Genomic DNA, 14,922 nt, shown 5'->3' with positions numbered 1-14,922 from the left:
GGTGACACCTGCCCGCAACCTGTCATGCAGGTTGTGTGATTTTTACTTCGGCCGCTCGGCGAAACGTGACCAGTGTGGCTCCTCCGGAAATGGGAGTGAGAGTTGCCTGCATTACTCCAAATCTACGAAGCGGAAGAGTGCCCGTCCAGAGCTGACGCGGGCTGTCGGTGAGCGCGGCTTCCTCAAAGGCTCTCCAGGCTGGCGAGTCGCAGATCTCGCCAGCCCAAAGGGTGGTGGCATCATGAATGGTATAATCAGCGAAAGTGGAGTCGGGATCGACCTTCCAGAAATTTCTGTAGGATGTATTGCAGAGGAGATGATCGCCGGAGCGTGAAAATAGCGCCACGGGATCGTCCAATGCGTCGATGGCTGCATGGGCAACTTCGATTTCTGACCTAAACCGACGCGTGAGCGTCATCTCGGCAGTAATGTCGTCTATCATGAGAGCGATGGCGCCGTCTTGTAGAGGACGGCCGCAGACGCGATAGGTTTTGCCGTCGGGCAGCTCCCACGACTCGTTGAATTGCCCTGCTTCTGTCGCGTGAATGATGTCAGCGACATGTTTCTGCCAGGGTTTGGAACTCTTGGGTTGGGGGGCAATTCTTTTTTCGCGAAGTTGGTCAAAAAAATCCGTGATATGGGGTGTTGCTGAGAGGAACGGCGGTGTCAGGCCGGTGAAGGTTGCGAGTGGTGGATTGAACAGGATGAGTTTTCGGCCACGGTCAAAAACCGCCAAGCCTGTTGGAAGCTGCGAGAATGTTTTTGACAGAGTTTGAACAATGTTGCGCTGCGCCATCTCTGCATACACAACAGTGTTTGCGTCGGAGGCAAAAAACACAGTTTTGGAACCAATGGAGATCCGCGCTACATCAAACCAAAGGGTTAAACCATCAGGCATCGCGATCCCGGTTCTGAAAGGCGTGGCGCCGTCCTGATTTCTGGCTGTTTCGAACAGTTGAGGAAGGGTTTGGTTTCCGTATCCCATGCGCGCGGCAAGGTCTCGGTAAGCGTCATTGCACCAAGAAATTGAACCTTGTGCATCGCAAGTCCAAATGGGGTACGGCGCACGCAAGGAGATATCGGTCTCAATCCGGCGTGTGTCGGTTTTTTCTGGATGCTGCAGAGAGAATGTCACGCGGGCGGTGTCATTTGTTTGGTCAATGGTCACAAAGGATGTGTCGCGGCTATCTGTTGGTGCAAGAATGGTAATGTCCTGCGCTTGGGACGTGCCTTGATTTTGAGGGAAGTCCGGGAAGCGATCAGAAAGCATACTACGTAGCGCGCGCCAATTCGTGTCGGAGCCGCCGCCATGGACCGCCAATTGACGCATACCTTCAGGGTTGGCCTCAATCAGAATGCCATTGCGATAGATGCAAACGGCCTCAGACACGGTCGCCGCTTTGGCGGGTCGCGGTCCCAGGAACAGTGTCAAAAACCCGAGGGTCAGGAAAACGGCTGACATACCCAGAGCGACAAGAAGAAAATCAATACTCGAATCAAACATAGCATTTCCCGCAATCGTGAAGTGCTGACTTCAGGATCGTGGGAAGAAGGTTAACAGAGTGTTAACGCTCGCAAGGTTGTGATCGGCCTAAGCTTCGTGACGCGGGTTCTGTCCAAGAGGTTCGGTGGTGGCCGCCGGGGCGAAATTTGACGCGGGCCACACGACTTCGACAATGGCGCCCAATCCGTCTTCGGCGTGATGTTGTTCCTCACGGGTTCCGTTGGCAAAACTCAATTCAGCACCGGAGCGTTCCAGCAAAGTTTTTGCAATGAACAATCCAAGGCCCATACCTTCGTATCCCGGTCTTGCTGTTTTTTCAGGCTCGCTGCGACGGCGACGAATAAAAGGATCGCCGATCCTGCCGATCAAATGCGGTGGGAAACCCTCCCCATCGTCCATGATCCGAACGAAAACCCGCTCCTCATCCCATTCGGTTTCCACCCAAACGGTGGAGTGTGCAAAGTCGACGGCATTCTGGATCAGATTGCGCAAACCATGCACGATCTCGGGTTGGCGCGGAATCTCTGGCCCGTCAATAAGATCAAGATGCTCGAAATAAATTGCCTTCCCTCTTTCCATGTGCGGTTCGGCTGCCTCTTCCACCACGGTTGAAAGTGGAGCGCGGCGCATGTGTAGATCATCCTTCCCTGCTCGTCCCATGGATCTGAGAATATCGCGGCATCTGTCGGCCTGTTCGCGGATCAGGGCCGCGTCTTCTCGCAGTTCTGGTTGTCCGTCGAGTTCCTCCATCAGTTCCGAACTTGTCAGCTTGATGGTCGCCAGCGGTGTTCCCAATTCATGCGCGGCGGCGGCGACAACGCCGCCGAGATCGGTCAGCTTTTGCTCTCGAGCCAGAGCCATTTGGGTGGCAGCCAGAGCATCTGCCATTGAAGACATCTCGGTGACAACACGGCGCGAATAGAGCGAAGAGAACAGAATTGCGATGACGATCGCGCACCAGTTTCCATAGAGGAACACATTCGGAATACGGAGAATGAAAAATTCTTCGGTGCGTAGCGGCATATAGAAATTCAGCAGCAGAGTGACCATCACAATCGCAAGAGAAGCAACCACCAAAGACGATCGAACGGACAACACCAGCGCGGAGACGATAACCGGACCAACCACCAAAAAGGAAAACGGGTTGTTCAGACCACCGGTCAGGAACAGCAGGAATCCCAGCTGCAAAATGTCAAACAGGATCATGAACATGTTCTCGGGCTGGCTGAGCAGTTTGTTTTCCGGGAACACAAATATCGCGATGAGATTGCCGATGACCGATACGCCAACGGCGAGGTAGCAAAGCCCGTATTCAATTTCGAGACCGAAGGCAAACTGGGAGACTAGCAGCGCTGCGACCTGTCCGAATATGGCAATCCAGCGTACCAGAATGATTGTGCGCAAGCGGACCCAGTTGCTGCGGCGGTCGCTGGACAGGAGTTCGGTGGAGAAATCAGTCATGCGGCGTGTTGTACCCTTGAGTTCAGACGTGCAATTGTTAGGTCTCTGACACCTATCAATCAACTTGGCATTGGGAATTCAATAATGTTGCGCGCGTTGGCGGCTATTGCTGTTTTTGTGATGATCCTGGCCCTTGGCGGGATGTGGTTTTTGTCTCGTCCGAATGAAGGCGCTGACCAGTTTGCACAATGTCGGACCAGTCAAGTTGCGGGCGGCACCAGTGCAATTGGGGGGCCGTTCACGCTTGTAGATGGGGATGGTAGATCAGTTACGGATGCTGACGTTCTCACGGAACCCACGTTGATTTACTTCGGTTATACCTTCTGCCCGGATGTGTGTCCGCTGGATGCAGGCCGCAATGCCGAGGCAATGGATCTCCTTGAAGAGCAAGGGAAAATCGTGAACGGCGCGTTCATTACGATTGACCCAGAGCGCGACACGCCCGAGGTTGTTAAGGACTATGCGGGTTATTTGCATGAACGGATGATTGGACTCACGGGATCTTTGGAGCAGGTAAAGGCAGCGAGTCAGGCGTACCGCACCTATTACAAAAAGCAGGAGCCGGAGGCGGGTGACGAAGAATATTACCTCGTTGACCACTCGACCTTCACTTACCTTACCCTGCCCGGTCATGGGTTCGTGGAATACTTCCGCCGCGACACAACGCCCGAGGATATGGCCCAGCGCGTTGGGTGCTTCGTAGACAAGATGTAGCAGGCGGTGCGTTTGACCCTCTTTGTCTGTGCCGCTAATACTTGTGAAATTCTCAAGGGGATGAGGCATGGCGGACAAAGAGCTGCCGGAGATCGGGCCGGATAAAACTCTTCTACTCGTAGATGATGACGAGCCGTTTCTGAGGCGTCTGGCGAAGGCAATGGAAAAGCGCGGGTTCGAGGTTGAAACCGCCGGATCGGTTGCAGCGGGCAAGGCGATAGCAACTGCGCGGCCGCCGGCCTATGCTGTCGTTGATCTCCGACTGGAAGACGGAAACGGCCTCGATGTAGTCGAGGTGCTTCGCGAAAAACGTGAGGAATCGCGCGTGGTTGTCCTGACCGGTTATGGTGCGATTGCGACGGCAGTTGCGGCAGTAAAAATCGGTGCGACGGACTATCTTAGCAAACCGGCCGATGCCACCGACATCATGCATGCTCTGCTGAGCGCTGAGGACGAGCTACCACCTCCTCCTGAGAATCCGATGAGTGCGGATCGGGTGCGCTGGGAGCATATTCAGCGAGTCTACGAATTGTGTGATCGGAATGTTTCGGAGACCGCCCGGCGACTCAACATGCATCGACGCACCTTGCAACGTATTTTGGCGAAGCGGAGCCCGAGGTAGGGCCAAAAGCTGCGTCTGCATCGCGTCGGCAAGACGTCGGTATTACGTCGGTGCGATTTTCAAAAATTCCAAAAGAAAGCCCGGCCCCTAGGGAGGCCGGGTGAGTCATCCCGCAAACGCGGGCGGTACTGATGCTTCGTCGGCATCAGCTTCTTTGGAGGAAGTCAGGCGGCCTTTGCCGCGAGCATTTCGTCGACAATTGAAGTCGCTACCGCGTCGGGGCTGCAATCCATCTGTTTGGCGCGGGTCAGAATTGCGTCCAATGTCACATCAAGTGTCGCGAGTTTTTCGTCCACATAGGCCGCGCGGTCCGCGACTTCGAGGATCTCGGTTGCAACGTTGATGATGCCGCCGGCGTTTGCCACGAAGTCTGGGGCATAAAGAATGCCGCGCGCGTGCAGGCGACCACCGTCTTCTTGGGTGGCGAGTTGGTTGTTGGCCCCACCGCAAACGGCCTCGACATTCAGATTGGCAATCGAGGCTTCGTTCAGGATTGCACCGATTGCACAAGGTGCGAAAATATCAGCCTTTGCCGTGAGGATATCTTCGGCGGTTGCTGCCTCCGCATCATAGAGGGCACAGATTTCCTGAACGCGATCGGTATCGATGTCTGCAACGATCAGTTTTGCACCTGCCTCGTTCAGGTATTGGCAGAGGTATCCACCTACATGGCCGAGACCCTGGACAGATACCGTACGCCCGTTCAGGTCATCAGACCCGAACCGGTGACGCGCGGTGGTTTTTATGGAGTTGAAAATCCCCCGCGCGGTGATCGGAGACGGATCACCCGAAGCGTGCGCACCATTTGGCAGGCCGGCGACGAATTTGGTCTCCTGCGTCATCAGTTCCATGTCGGACGGGCTCATGCCCATGTCTTCGGCGGTCCAGTAGCGGCCTTCAAGTGATTGAACGGCGCGCGCAAAAGTCACCAGTTGTTCTGGTGTTTTCTTGGAGGCGTCACCCATGATCACGGCCTTGCCGCCACCCAGTGGAAGACCCGCGGCAGCGTTCTTGTAGGTCATCCCGCGGCTCAGTCGCAGCGCGTCTGTCAGAGCGGCATCTTCGCTTGCATATGGGCGCATACGCAGGCCGCCTGCCGCAGGACCCAGATGTGTGGAATGCAGGGCTATGAAACCAGTCAGGCCGATTTCGGCGTCATGCACGCGCAAAACGGTTTCGTGGGAAGGGGCCTGAACGGGTGTGATCTGCATGTTGGTTTCCTTTGGGTCATCCTGAGCGCGAAGTTGAGAGAATTTCGCACAATGCCAACACGAGTTTTGACCAAATATCTGGCGACCACCTGGTAAAATTTGGGGACTTTCCCTAATCTAGGCCAAAAGTGTGGGGAAAATCACTATGGATGCCATTGATCGAAAAATTGTGAAGTCACTGCAATCCGACGGTCGCATGAAGTTGTCGGACCTTGCCGAGTCGGTCGGCTTGTCGGCCACACCTTGCGCCCGTCGGTTGGAGCGCCTGCAGGCTGATGGCGTGATCACGGGCTATGGCGCGCGCGTGGATGCGCGGAAAGTTGGCCTGCCTGTCACAATTTTCGTGTCAGTTGAACTGGAGAAGCAGGGATCAGAGGCGATCGAGGCCTTTGAGAGGGCCATTCGCCCGCTTGAAGAGGTGATGGAGTGTTATTTGATGTCGGGATCGCGTGACATTCTTTTGCGCGTTGTGGCTGCTGACCTTGATGCCTTCGATGCTTTCCTTGAACACCGCTTGATGGCGGTTAAAGGCATTCGCAACATGCGATCCAATTTCGCTTTGAGGGCGATGGTTCAGCGGGATGTGTTGCCGTCAGATTAGAGCCGGTAGCGTTTGAGGCACTTGGAGACGATCGTCCCGTCATCAAGAGCGATGCCGTCCTTGCGTTTGTAGTCCTCGAAACCGCGCGATTGGTAGTAAGTCAGGCCGCCGGTGTTATCGGCCCGGATTTCTGCATCAATCCAGTCATAGCCCATCGCTCTGGCCGCGACTTTTGTGGCCTCGAACAGCTTTGAGCCGATGCCAAGACCGGTCCGGCCGGCTTTCACAAATGTACCGATTTCGCAGGCCTCTGGGGGAAGGTCCCCCCATGGACCAATCCATTGAAACCCGAGAAGCGTGCCATCCTGATCTTCGGCAATGTGCCATGCCGCACTGTCCGGATCTGCCATAAGCCAATCGCGGAGGTCTTCGCGAGTGAGTGGTTTGGTGAGAGCCGTGGTTCCCCCGATCGCAATAATTTCATTCAGAAGATTCAGGGACTGGCGCAAGTCGAGATCGGCGCCCTTTCGGATAGTAATTTGAGACATAGGCAATCTGACTTGTAGGAGAAACAGAGACTAATTCAGCCCAACACTTAGATTTTGGCAAGTAACTCTTCGTGACGGGCTGTATATTCGTTTCGGACTTCGACGGGTGGCCTGAGGCGGATATTGAGACCTTCTACTACGGTTGGGTCGGGGCGGCCGAAGAGTTTGTTGGACTCGCTCACGGAGAAACCAGCAATCTGCGTTGCCTCCATCCACGCGCTTACTTTGTCAGCTTTTTTGATTTGGGCCTTTATGCGTTTCGGGGTAGCCGCGGGCAGACCAAATCGCAAGTGAATGGCGGCTGTGAGCCGGTCATCCAGTTCACCGTAAGAGGGACCAACGGCTGCTTTCACAGGCGAAATCATGTCACCGATTACATATTCGGGAGCGTCGTGAAGCAGGGCTGCAAGGCGCCACTTTATGGGAGCGGACGGGTACATGCGGGCGAAGAGCTGTTCCACCAACAGTGAGTGTTCAGCGACGGAATAGGCGAAATCGCCCTGCGTCTGACCGTTCCATCGCGCAACAAAGGCAAGCCCGTGAGCGATGTCCTCGATTTCGATATCCATGGGAGTCGGATCCAGCAGGTCTAACCTGCGTCCCGAAAGCATGCGTTGCCAGGCTCTTGCCACGAGGGATGTCCTTTGGTGGGTGCATTCAATTGGTTTCTGAGTGCTAGCCGATGGAGAGACGTGCGCGCAACGTCAAATCAGGGCTTGGAACGGGTCTGGGTAACGGCGCATCAATTTGTCGATCCGACGTTGGCACATGAAGGATTTGTAAGCGCGCTTGAGGCGGATGTGGCTTGGCAATCGCATGGCGGACGGATCGATGTCGAAGCTTGGCGCAAGGTCGTGCTCGGCAAAGAAGTCCCGGTAGGCGATAATATGTTGGCGATCCATGTCGTTTTGGTGCCTGCCCATTTCCCAAGGTTTGCGCCGCCCTGTGAAGTGCAAGATTTTTGGCGGTGTTTTTGTTTTCACCTTTGGAAACTGCATTGGCAGTTGCCAGTTCCAGACTGGGCTGAGCTCGGCCATGTTGCCCTGCAGGGCGAGATTGATGAGGCTTTGGTCGTTGAACATACGATGGGTTGCGGCGTCAAAACTATCGAGGATTTTATCGGTTAGATTTCGGGTTCGCCAGACGGCCGCATCTATCAGCAGCACGCCCGAGTTGATGTATCGGGTGCATTCGATACCGTGATTGCGAAAATCGAGGACGGGTTCGTCGGGATGGTGCCATTGCATCTTGTCCAGCACCGCGCCGAAGGCATGCGGCCCAAGATTGATGCCAAAAAGGCGGTGAACATCGGTCGCCATGCAGCGGGTATCAAAGTCGAGATAAACAATTCTGTCATATCGCGCGCCAAATGCCTGTGGCAGGTGCAATCGCAAGTAGGTTGAGCGAGGAATACCCGTGTCGGGCAGATGAGCGAGGTCCGCTTGTCTGGCTATTGTGTGGTTACGAATGCCGGTCGCGGCCAAAGGTTCGGGGATGGGCAGAGGCTCAAAACTGCAAATCCAGATATCGAAGGCATTTGGCGCCGACATTTGCGCAACGCTGTGCGCTGCAAAGAGAGCCGCCGGAAGGCCGGCAGCATCGGTGCAAAAGGCAAGTGCGTTGCCTGTTTCAAGTGATCCCGGCTGGAGCATATTCAATGGTGTCGATGTAGATATTCATAAATATATACAGAAGGTTAGACAAAATTTGGTGCGGGACCGGTGCGCCTGCTGAATTGTAGAAAATCACGATTGCCCCAAAAAAGCCACATTTCAAAGGCATCCTTTTTCCCATGACGGGATCGCGGGCTGCCAGCAAAACATCGTGATCAACCGTGTTTTGAAAATCGGCACGGCGATACCGACATCAATAGCGAGGGGGGCACGTTTCATTGCTTCCTCCCGCGTGTCCTCCTCACATTTGCTGAAACCAGAATGAGCAGGAGGTCGTCATGTTCAAACGACTGATTAGTGGAGCCGTGCTTTTCGGCATGGCCGCGGCGGCGCCACCGGTGTCCGCGCAGGGGCTGCATTGTGCTGACCGCAACCGTGTGGTGGAGCGGCTCGCGAACAAATATTCCGAGGTTCTTACGGCCGGAGGGTTGCAGGGCGCAACCACCAACCAGACCACTCTGGTCGAGGTCTGGGCCTCAGAGAAAACCGGAACTTTCACAGTTATCTTGACCAACCCACAGGGCGTGAGCTGCATCGTTGCCGCCGGTACCGACTGGCGTCAGGGACAACTATTACAAAGTGACGCCATCAAACCGGGCGAGGTGCCGTTGTAGAAAAGGCCCTTCGGTGTTATCTCAGCGCGAATGGATAACCCGTAAGGAGCTGGGCGCAATGGCGACCGACTATATTGTAAAAGATATCTCGCTGGCTGATTTTGGCCGCAAGGAACTTGATATTGCCGAAACCGAAATGCCGGGCCTGATGGCACTGCGCGAGGAATACGGCGCACAACAGCCGCTCAAGGGCGCGCGTATTGTCGGATCGCTTCATATGACGATCCAGACCGCCTGTCTGATCGAGACGCTGGTGGCTTTGGGCGCGGACGTGCGCTGGGCGAGCTGCAACATCTTCTCCACCCAAGACCATGCTGCGGCTGCAATCGCGCAAGCTGGCGTGCCTGTTTTTGCAATCAAGGGTCAATCTCTGGAAGAGCACTGGGACTATCTGGACAAGTCGTTCCTTTTCCCTGAGGGCCCGAACATGATCCTTGACGATGGCGGCGACGCAACGCTTTACGTCCTGCTGGGCGCGCGCGCCGAAGCGGGCGAAGACCTCGGCGTGCCGACCTCCGAGGAAGAAGAAGTCATCCACAAGCAAATCGCTAAACGCATGGCGGAAAGCCCGGGCTGGTTCACAAAAACCCGCGAAGCGATCATGGGTGTGTCCGAGGAAACCACCACCGGTGTGCACCGTCTGTATGACCTGCAGAAAAACGGCCAGCTGCCCTTCCCTGCGATCAACGTGAACGACTCTGTGACCAAGTCGAAGTTCGACAACAAATACGGCTGTAAAGAGAGCCTCGTTGACGGCATCCGCCGCGCCACAGACACCATGATGGCAGGCAAAGTGGCTGTTGTTTGTGGCTACGGCGACGTCGGCAAAGGCTCTGCTGCTTCGCTGGCGGGCGCAGGTGCGCGCGTGAAGGTGACCGAAGCCGACCCGATCTGCGCCTTGCAGGCGGCAATGGATGGGTTTGAAGTGGTGCTGCTCGAAGAGTCGCTGGATGCAGACATCTTCATCACCACCACCGGCAACAAGGACGTGATCCGCATCGAGCATATGCGTGAGATGAAGGACATGGCGATTGTTGGCAACATCGGCCACTTCGACAATGAAATTCAGGTAGCAAGCCTGAAGAACCACAAGTGGACCAACATCAAAGAGCAGGTGGACATGATCGAGATGCCAAACGGCAACCGGTTGATCCTGCTGTCTGAGGGGCGTCTGCTGAACCTCGGAAACGCCACCGGTCACCCGTCGTTTGTGATGTCTGCCTCCTTCACCAACCAGGTGCTGGCGCAGATCGAGTTGTTCACCAAAGGTGAGCAGTACAACAACGAAGTTTACATCCTGCCCAAGCATCTGGACGAGAAAGTGGCTGCGCTACACCTCTCCAAGGTGGGTGCGAAACTGTCGAAGCTGACGCCGGAGCAGGCGGCTTATATCGGCGTAACGCCTGAGGGCCCGTTCAAGCCGGAGCACTACCGCTACTAATCAAGTGTTTGATTGAGAGATTAAGACGGCGCTCCTGATTGGGGCGCCGTTTTGCTTTTTAAATTAAGCTGCGGTTGCAGCGAAGGGAAAATGAGAGCCCAAAGAGCAGAATTGTGCGGGCTGTACTATCGTCCGAGCTCGATTCAACGAGATTTGATACTAAGTTACACCCTGCGCACGCCCTGCCGATCCAACTCTTTGTGGATGGCAACTAGATCGACGCTATCCAGCTCTGTATTCGATTTGACCGCCTGCGCCGCCGCGATGCCAGCGCCCTGGCCCGCTACTGCACAGCAAGCCATGTTGCGCGTGGCCGCATGGGCGATGCGGTCTCCGCCGGTAGCGCGTCCTGCCACCAGCAATCCCTTGATCTTTTTCGGCAGCAATGACCGGTACGGAATGTGCATATAGCGCCCTGTTGTTGGCAAAATCAGGATTCCATAACCGTCAATGAACTCTGGATAAATGCCGATACTGTCTTCGAAACGCGCCTCGTTGCGCACGTCAGTTTCGGTCATGTTATAGGCCGCATCAATTTTTCGCGTGTCCCGCACGCCCAAAGTCATTCCGAAGTTACGTAAACGGACGCCTTCGCACCCCGGGGCAAAGCGGCGCAGTGCCTCGATGGCCATCATCGCCTGACGTCGACCTTCAATTTCAAAATGAGTCAGATCCCCGGGGTCGGTACCATCGCAATTGTCCAGATGGACGAGGTTCATGTAAGTCATTTCACCGCTATCATGCACAGCGCCCCATGTTCCCGCGATGGTCGTCAGATCGGCGGGGATAACCCCTGCCTTGCGCGCAGTCTCAAATGGTTTCTTCAGGAAGGGCGAAAACATTTCGTCTTCCTTTCCGTCGGTCTCGACCGTCCATTCTCCCGATGACCAATCCGAATAGGTTTGCGGATTGGCGCGCACGTCCTCCATAAAGCGGGCCTTATCGACGCCTGCGACGTGGAACATAACACTGGCGGCCTGTAACTCTTCGCGCGGGGGATGTGTCACCGGCGCCCCCGCCCGATGGGCAATATCTGCGTCTCCTGTTGCGTCGATCACAACTTTTCCCAAGATCGCCTCGCGCCCAGCCTTGGATTCTGTGATGATTCCGGTGATCCGATCGCCTTCCATGATCGGAGCGACGAATAGACGATGCAGCATTGGTGTTATTCCAGCTTCCTCAACCAACTGATCTGCAACAACTTTGAACCCTTCACTGTCGAGTTCATAGCTTAGCGATTGCGATTCAGGAACGGCGGCACCCATCGCTTTGGCCCGTTCTTCAAATTCACGCCCGACGCCGTTCGCTTCAACGGTCTTTTCATGGCGATACCAAGCAAAGCCCTCGACGCCAACGGTCGTAATGTTCCCGCCAAAGCAACCAAAGCGTTCCACCAGCGTGACGTCCACGCCCGACCGCGCTGCAGCCAAGGCCGCAGCCAAACCACCGGGGCCCGCGCCTACAACCAACACATCCGTGCGATGTACGACGTCTATCTGACGGGAAGGTTCGGTGATCTTCATTTCTGCCTCATTCAAGTTGACTCAATTTCCGGCTAAGCGAGCTGGGTGCGCAATTCTATCTGTTTAGCGACGGTTCAGTTCAAGAAACCGCGCCAGAAAATGGTCGATCTCGCTGCAGCAAAGAACAGCAGCACAGACCGCATTGTGGTCATATCCTTCACAGGGAAATGCCAACTCTCATTCCGCTAGAGGCGTCTATCCTCGAGCCGCCGCTTCCCAATCTGCCAGGAATTGCATGATTTCCATGCTGTCCTTAAGGCGCGGTGAGGGGCGAGGAGCTTCTGCGGCACCCGACGCCAATGCGCGTTCGACCATGCGTGTCTGGTGATAGAACGCGTCGTTGTCATCCGTGACCACAATCTCCCGCGCCGGTCCCTCGAAAGGCTGCCAGATCATGCGGTTGTCTCCTGCTGCCGGTAGCCACGGATTGGTTGCAAAGCGGAGCATCCCTTTGGTGGTCACAATCTCGAAGCTATGCGACATTCCGTGGCTGTCCGTGCTTTGCAATGTGGCCATGACGCCGTTGTCAAAGCGGACCGTGGCTGCGGTATCCTGAATATTCCCGTCCTTGTTCAGACTGCCGAATGCTGCGATCCGGCGTTGGGCAAACGCCTTTTCGCCACACATGGTTTGCACCACAAGATGCAGCAGGGAAGCAGGATAGCAGCCAAGATTATAGAGTGTGCCGCCACCGGCCGGATTCACGACTTTCCAGATGTCGGCTGCATAGCTGCCGGAGACCGAACGCAGGTCCCCAAAAGAGGGATCCTGAAGCAGAGAGACAAGTTGGGTTATCAAGGGGTGGGCCAGGTACATCAGACCTTCGGCAAAAAACAGGCCCGAAGGTTCTACCGCCTCTGACAGTCTATTGGCATCGGCCATGGTTACCGTCAGGGACTTCTCGCACAGAACGGGTTTGCCTGCATTTATCACCGCCGTTGTAACGTCGGCGTGCATGTGGTTGGGCAGCGCGATGTAAACCACGTCGACGTCATCACTGGACAGCAAATCGGCAATGTCCGTGAAGGCATTGGGGATCGCGTATTGAGCCTGCAAGCCAGACAAGGCGGTTTCGTTCCGACCGGCGACAGCCGTTGTGACGGATCTTTCGGATTTTGCAATTGCGCCCAACATGGCGTGCGAAATGAACCCTGTTCCGACAACTCCCCAACGGATCATGTGTGATGGCACCTTTTACTGGTTTGGATTTTGTTTCGGTTTGAGGCGTCGCCAAAAAAAGGCGAACGCCTTTCCGTTGGTCGAAAGCGAGGTCAAACGCCTGATTTTACGACGTTGCCAGCGCTTATCAATTCTGGAAATGCGTCGGGTGAGACATACGCGATCGCATCGAGGATACTGAGACCGGGCAAGAAGTCGGAAGACCCTTGATCGTAGTGCTGCAAAGCAGGTTCGAGAAATAGAAGCTCTATCCCTGCTTGTTCAAAAGTTTCTGCATCGTACAGGTCACTTCCACCGATCATATTGAGATATTGTCGCGCCCCGATCTCGCGGCATGCGGCGACAATGCGATCTTGAGCGGAAAGCGTCGCATCAAGTCCCAATTGTGAAACGCGTTGAATGGGCGTCTTGATGCCAATTCGATGTGCACACTTCTGAAGAGCGAGTTCGGTAACGTCGGTAAAGTCTGGGCCTGCGTTGGAGGCTTCCAAAGCGGTCTGCACGGATTCCAATATCTCCAGAACCTGATTTTTGAAGGGCGCTGAAGCATAGGTGTGGCCAACTGTAGCGCAGAGCTTTTTTACGGCTCGACCGGCGTCAGGCGCATAGCTGATCGCTGTGATTGGTGCATCCCTGTCTGCCTGCGCCGTAGGGATCGTGAATAGTTTTTTCCCGGTTGCCGAATTCAGGTTGTTGCGGTTCATCCAGCCTCTGCGAATGAACTGAACAGTGTCTAGCAACCAGAATTCGTCAACTTCCGCCATGAGTTGGAAGTAGCCAATGTAAGGAAACAAATAGGGCTGCATAATTGCTATGCGTCCGCTTTTTCCGGATGTGGTCATCATTTGCTCACTTGAACGGGACGCGGCGCGCGCGCGGAGAGCTGCTTATAGAGACGCGACCATTTTTCGAACCGGTCACGTTCTTCCTGTGGCAGTTCCTGATAAGCGGGTTTGTCGTACGGTTCGATCGGCTCGATTGATCTGCGAAGTTCCGCCAGTTCCTCAGGTGTGCCTGGTAGAGTCGCAGGGTCGTTCACCAAAGGATACCCCAACACCTCCATGTAGTCTCCGCAAACGGTCTCGATGTATTGAATTTGTTCGGTCGTCAGCGATTTTCGGAATTTCTGCGTGTTCCCCGAGATCAGGGGTTTGTTCAGGTTGGACCACATGGAGGACCTTCCGGAATCTTTTTTGGCCGAGGTGCTTTTCTCTGAAAAGCGCAACATTTCCTCTGAGAAGTCGAGCTTTAGTTCAGTGCACACACGCTTGAGATGGATCTCGGGGTCAGCAAGCAGGTCTTCATACCGCAGGGTCGCCTTTTTGATGTCGGCGCCAGTGGTGGCAAAGGTTCTGAACGTCCCGCTTTGATCTTTCAGCCAACGCTCTGCGGCCCTAATCGCACCTCCGCGCATTACCGGTCCGTTGATCCATGACACGGCCATGTCACGAGGGTCGCGGACCATGAACAGCAACCGCAAATCACTGGATATTCCCGACAACATAGGCAGATATGCAAAAGCCGAGTTTTCTTTTAGCAGTACGTGCTGCTTGCCCTGTCTGTCGGCTTCGGCCTGATAGAGGGAGGCGCACATCTGTGCAGCGGTCTCGCAATTTTCCAAAAGGCCGCGGTGCGTTTCGATGCCCATTTCATCTATTTGCCACGCGCTGACTTTGGCTTGAAAGAGTTCCAGAACCGCTTCGCGAAGATCCTCGCTATCGGGATCAAAGGTATGTGCCACTTCGCTCATGACCTTGAAGAGATGCGCTGCGCCGGGTCCGCTTACTTTCGGGTGCGCGTCAAAAACTTTGGCGATCAAGTTGCTGCCCGAGCGTTCGGAACACAAAAGAACAATTGGGCTGGTGAGTTTGACGGGCATGAATTGCGGGCT

15 protein-coding genes are annotated in these 14,922 nt (G+C 55.2%); 5 read left to right on the top strand and 10 right to left on the bottom strand.

All coding sequences use genetic code 11. From position 1 onward, the window contains the following. Window positions 1-22 precede the first annotated feature (22 nt). Both BXY66_RS17115 and regB read right to left on the bottom strand, forming a co-directional pair. Entirely contained in the window at window positions 23-1,504 is a 1,482-nt protein-coding gene (locus BXY66_RS17115) for a PAS-domain containing protein (protein ID WP_132861624.1), read from the bottom strand. 87 nt (window positions 1,505-1,591) lie between these two features. Then, window positions 1,592-2,965 (bottom strand): sensor histidine kinase RegB, encoded by a 1,374-nt coding sequence (gene regB, locus BXY66_RS17110; RefSeq protein WP_132861623.1) that lies wholly within the window; start codon window positions 2,963-2,965, stop codon window positions 1,592-1,594. Between the two features lie 84 nt (window positions 2,966-3,049). Between regB and BXY66_RS17105 the strand changes: the two genes are divergently transcribed. Both BXY66_RS17105 and BXY66_RS17100 read left to right on the top strand, forming a co-directional pair. Next, window positions 3,050-3,679: an SCO family protein gene (locus BXY66_RS17105; protein ID WP_132861622.1), complete on the top strand. Its 630-nt coding sequence runs from the start codon at window positions 3,050-3,052 to the stop codon at window positions 3,677-3,679. A 67-nt stretch (window positions 3,680-3,746) separates the two neighbouring features. Further along, window positions 3,747-4,301 (top strand): ActR/PrrA/RegA family redox response regulator transcription factor, encoded by a 555-nt coding sequence (locus BXY66_RS17100; RefSeq protein ID WP_132861621.1) that lies wholly within the window; start codon window positions 3,747-3,749, stop codon window positions 4,299-4,301. Window positions 4,302-4,465: 164 nt separating this feature from the next. Here BXY66_RS17100 and BXY66_RS17095 read toward each other — a convergent pair whose 3' ends face one another. Further along, window positions 4,466-5,512: a Glu/Leu/Phe/Val family dehydrogenase gene (locus BXY66_RS17095; RefSeq protein WP_132861620.1), complete on the bottom strand. Its 1,047-nt coding sequence runs from the start codon at window positions 5,510-5,512 to the stop codon at window positions 4,466-4,468. Between the two features lie 145 nt (window positions 5,513-5,657). On the opposite strand from BXY66_RS17095, the gene BXY66_RS17090 reads away from it, so the two are divergent. Further along, window positions 5,658-6,113, top strand: coding sequence for an Lrp/AsnC family transcriptional regulator (locus BXY66_RS17090; protein WP_132861619.1), 456 nt, complete (start codon window positions 5,658-5,660; stop codon window positions 6,111-6,113). On the opposite strand, the gene BXY66_RS17085 is transcribed toward BXY66_RS17090, so the two are convergent. The 3 genes from BXY66_RS17085 to BXY66_RS17075 all read right to left on the bottom strand — a co-directional run bounded on the left by BXY66_RS17085 (window position 6,110) and on the right by BXY66_RS17075 (window position 8,253). Beyond that, entirely contained in the window at window positions 6,110-6,601 is a 492-nt protein-coding gene (locus BXY66_RS17085) for a GNAT family N-acetyltransferase (protein ID WP_132861618.1), read from the bottom strand. The genes BXY66_RS17090 and BXY66_RS17085 overlap by 4 nt on opposite strands. A gap of 47 nt (window positions 6,602-6,648) precedes the next feature. Further along, window positions 6,649-7,212, bottom strand: coding sequence for an HD domain-containing protein (locus BXY66_RS17080; protein WP_132861844.1), 564 nt, complete (start codon window positions 7,210-7,212; stop codon window positions 6,649-6,651). 93 nt (window positions 7,213-7,305) lie between these two features. After that, entirely contained in the window at window positions 7,306-8,253 is a 948-nt protein-coding gene (locus tag BXY66_RS17075) for a glycosyltransferase family 8 protein (RefSeq protein WP_132861617.1), read from the bottom strand. 299 nt (window positions 8,254-8,552) lie between these two features. Here BXY66_RS17075 and BXY66_RS17070 point away from each other — a divergent pair, with 299 nt between their 5' ends. Beyond that, on the top strand, window positions 8,553-8,888 hold the full coding sequence (locus BXY66_RS17070) for a hypothetical protein (protein ID WP_132861616.1): 336 nt from the start codon (window positions 8,553-8,555) through the stop codon (window positions 8,886-8,888). A 58-nt stretch (window positions 8,889-8,946) separates the two neighbouring features. Continuing rightward, a complete protein-coding gene (ahcY, locus tag BXY66_RS17065) occupies window positions 8,947-10,329 on the top strand; it encodes an adenosylhomocysteinase (protein WP_132861615.1) in 1,383 nt (460 codons plus the stop codon). A gap of 164 nt (window positions 10,330-10,493) precedes the next feature. On the opposite strand, the gene BXY66_RS17060 is transcribed toward ahcY, so the two are convergent. The 4 genes from BXY66_RS17060 to BXY66_RS17045 all read right to left on the bottom strand — a co-directional run bounded on the left by BXY66_RS17060 (window position 10,494) and on the right by BXY66_RS17045 (window position 14,910). After that, window positions 10,494-11,852 (bottom strand): FAD-dependent oxidoreductase, encoded by a 1,359-nt coding sequence (locus tag BXY66_RS17060; RefSeq protein ID WP_132861614.1) that lies wholly within the window; start codon window positions 11,850-11,852, stop codon window positions 10,494-10,496. A 195-nt stretch (window positions 11,853-12,047) separates the two neighbouring features. Continuing rightward, the gene (locus BXY66_RS17055; RefSeq protein WP_132861613.1) at window positions 12,048-13,031 is read right to left on the bottom strand and encodes a Gfo/Idh/MocA family protein; all 984 of its coding nucleotides are present in this window, start codon (window positions 13,029-13,031) and stop codon (window positions 12,048-12,050) included. Between the two features lie 92 nt (window positions 13,032-13,123). Next, the gene (locus BXY66_RS17050) at window positions 13,124-13,837 is read right to left on the bottom strand and encodes a WbqC family protein (protein ID WP_165929228.1); all 714 of its coding nucleotides are present in this window, start codon (window positions 13,835-13,837) and stop codon (window positions 13,124-13,126) included. Window positions 13,838-13,872: 35 nt separating this feature from the next. Further along, window positions 13,873-14,910, bottom strand: coding sequence for a sulfotransferase (locus BXY66_RS17045; protein ID WP_132861611.1), 1,038 nt, complete (start codon window positions 14,908-14,910; stop codon window positions 13,873-13,875). Between the last annotated feature and the right edge of the window lie 12 nt (window positions 14,911-14,922).

This window comes from Shimia isoporae (assembly GCF_004346865.1).
Lineage (GTDB): Bacteria > Pseudomonadota > Alphaproteobacteria > Rhodobacterales > Rhodobacteraceae > Shimia > Shimia isoporae.
This window is presented reverse-complemented; position numbering and strand designations above follow the sequence as displayed.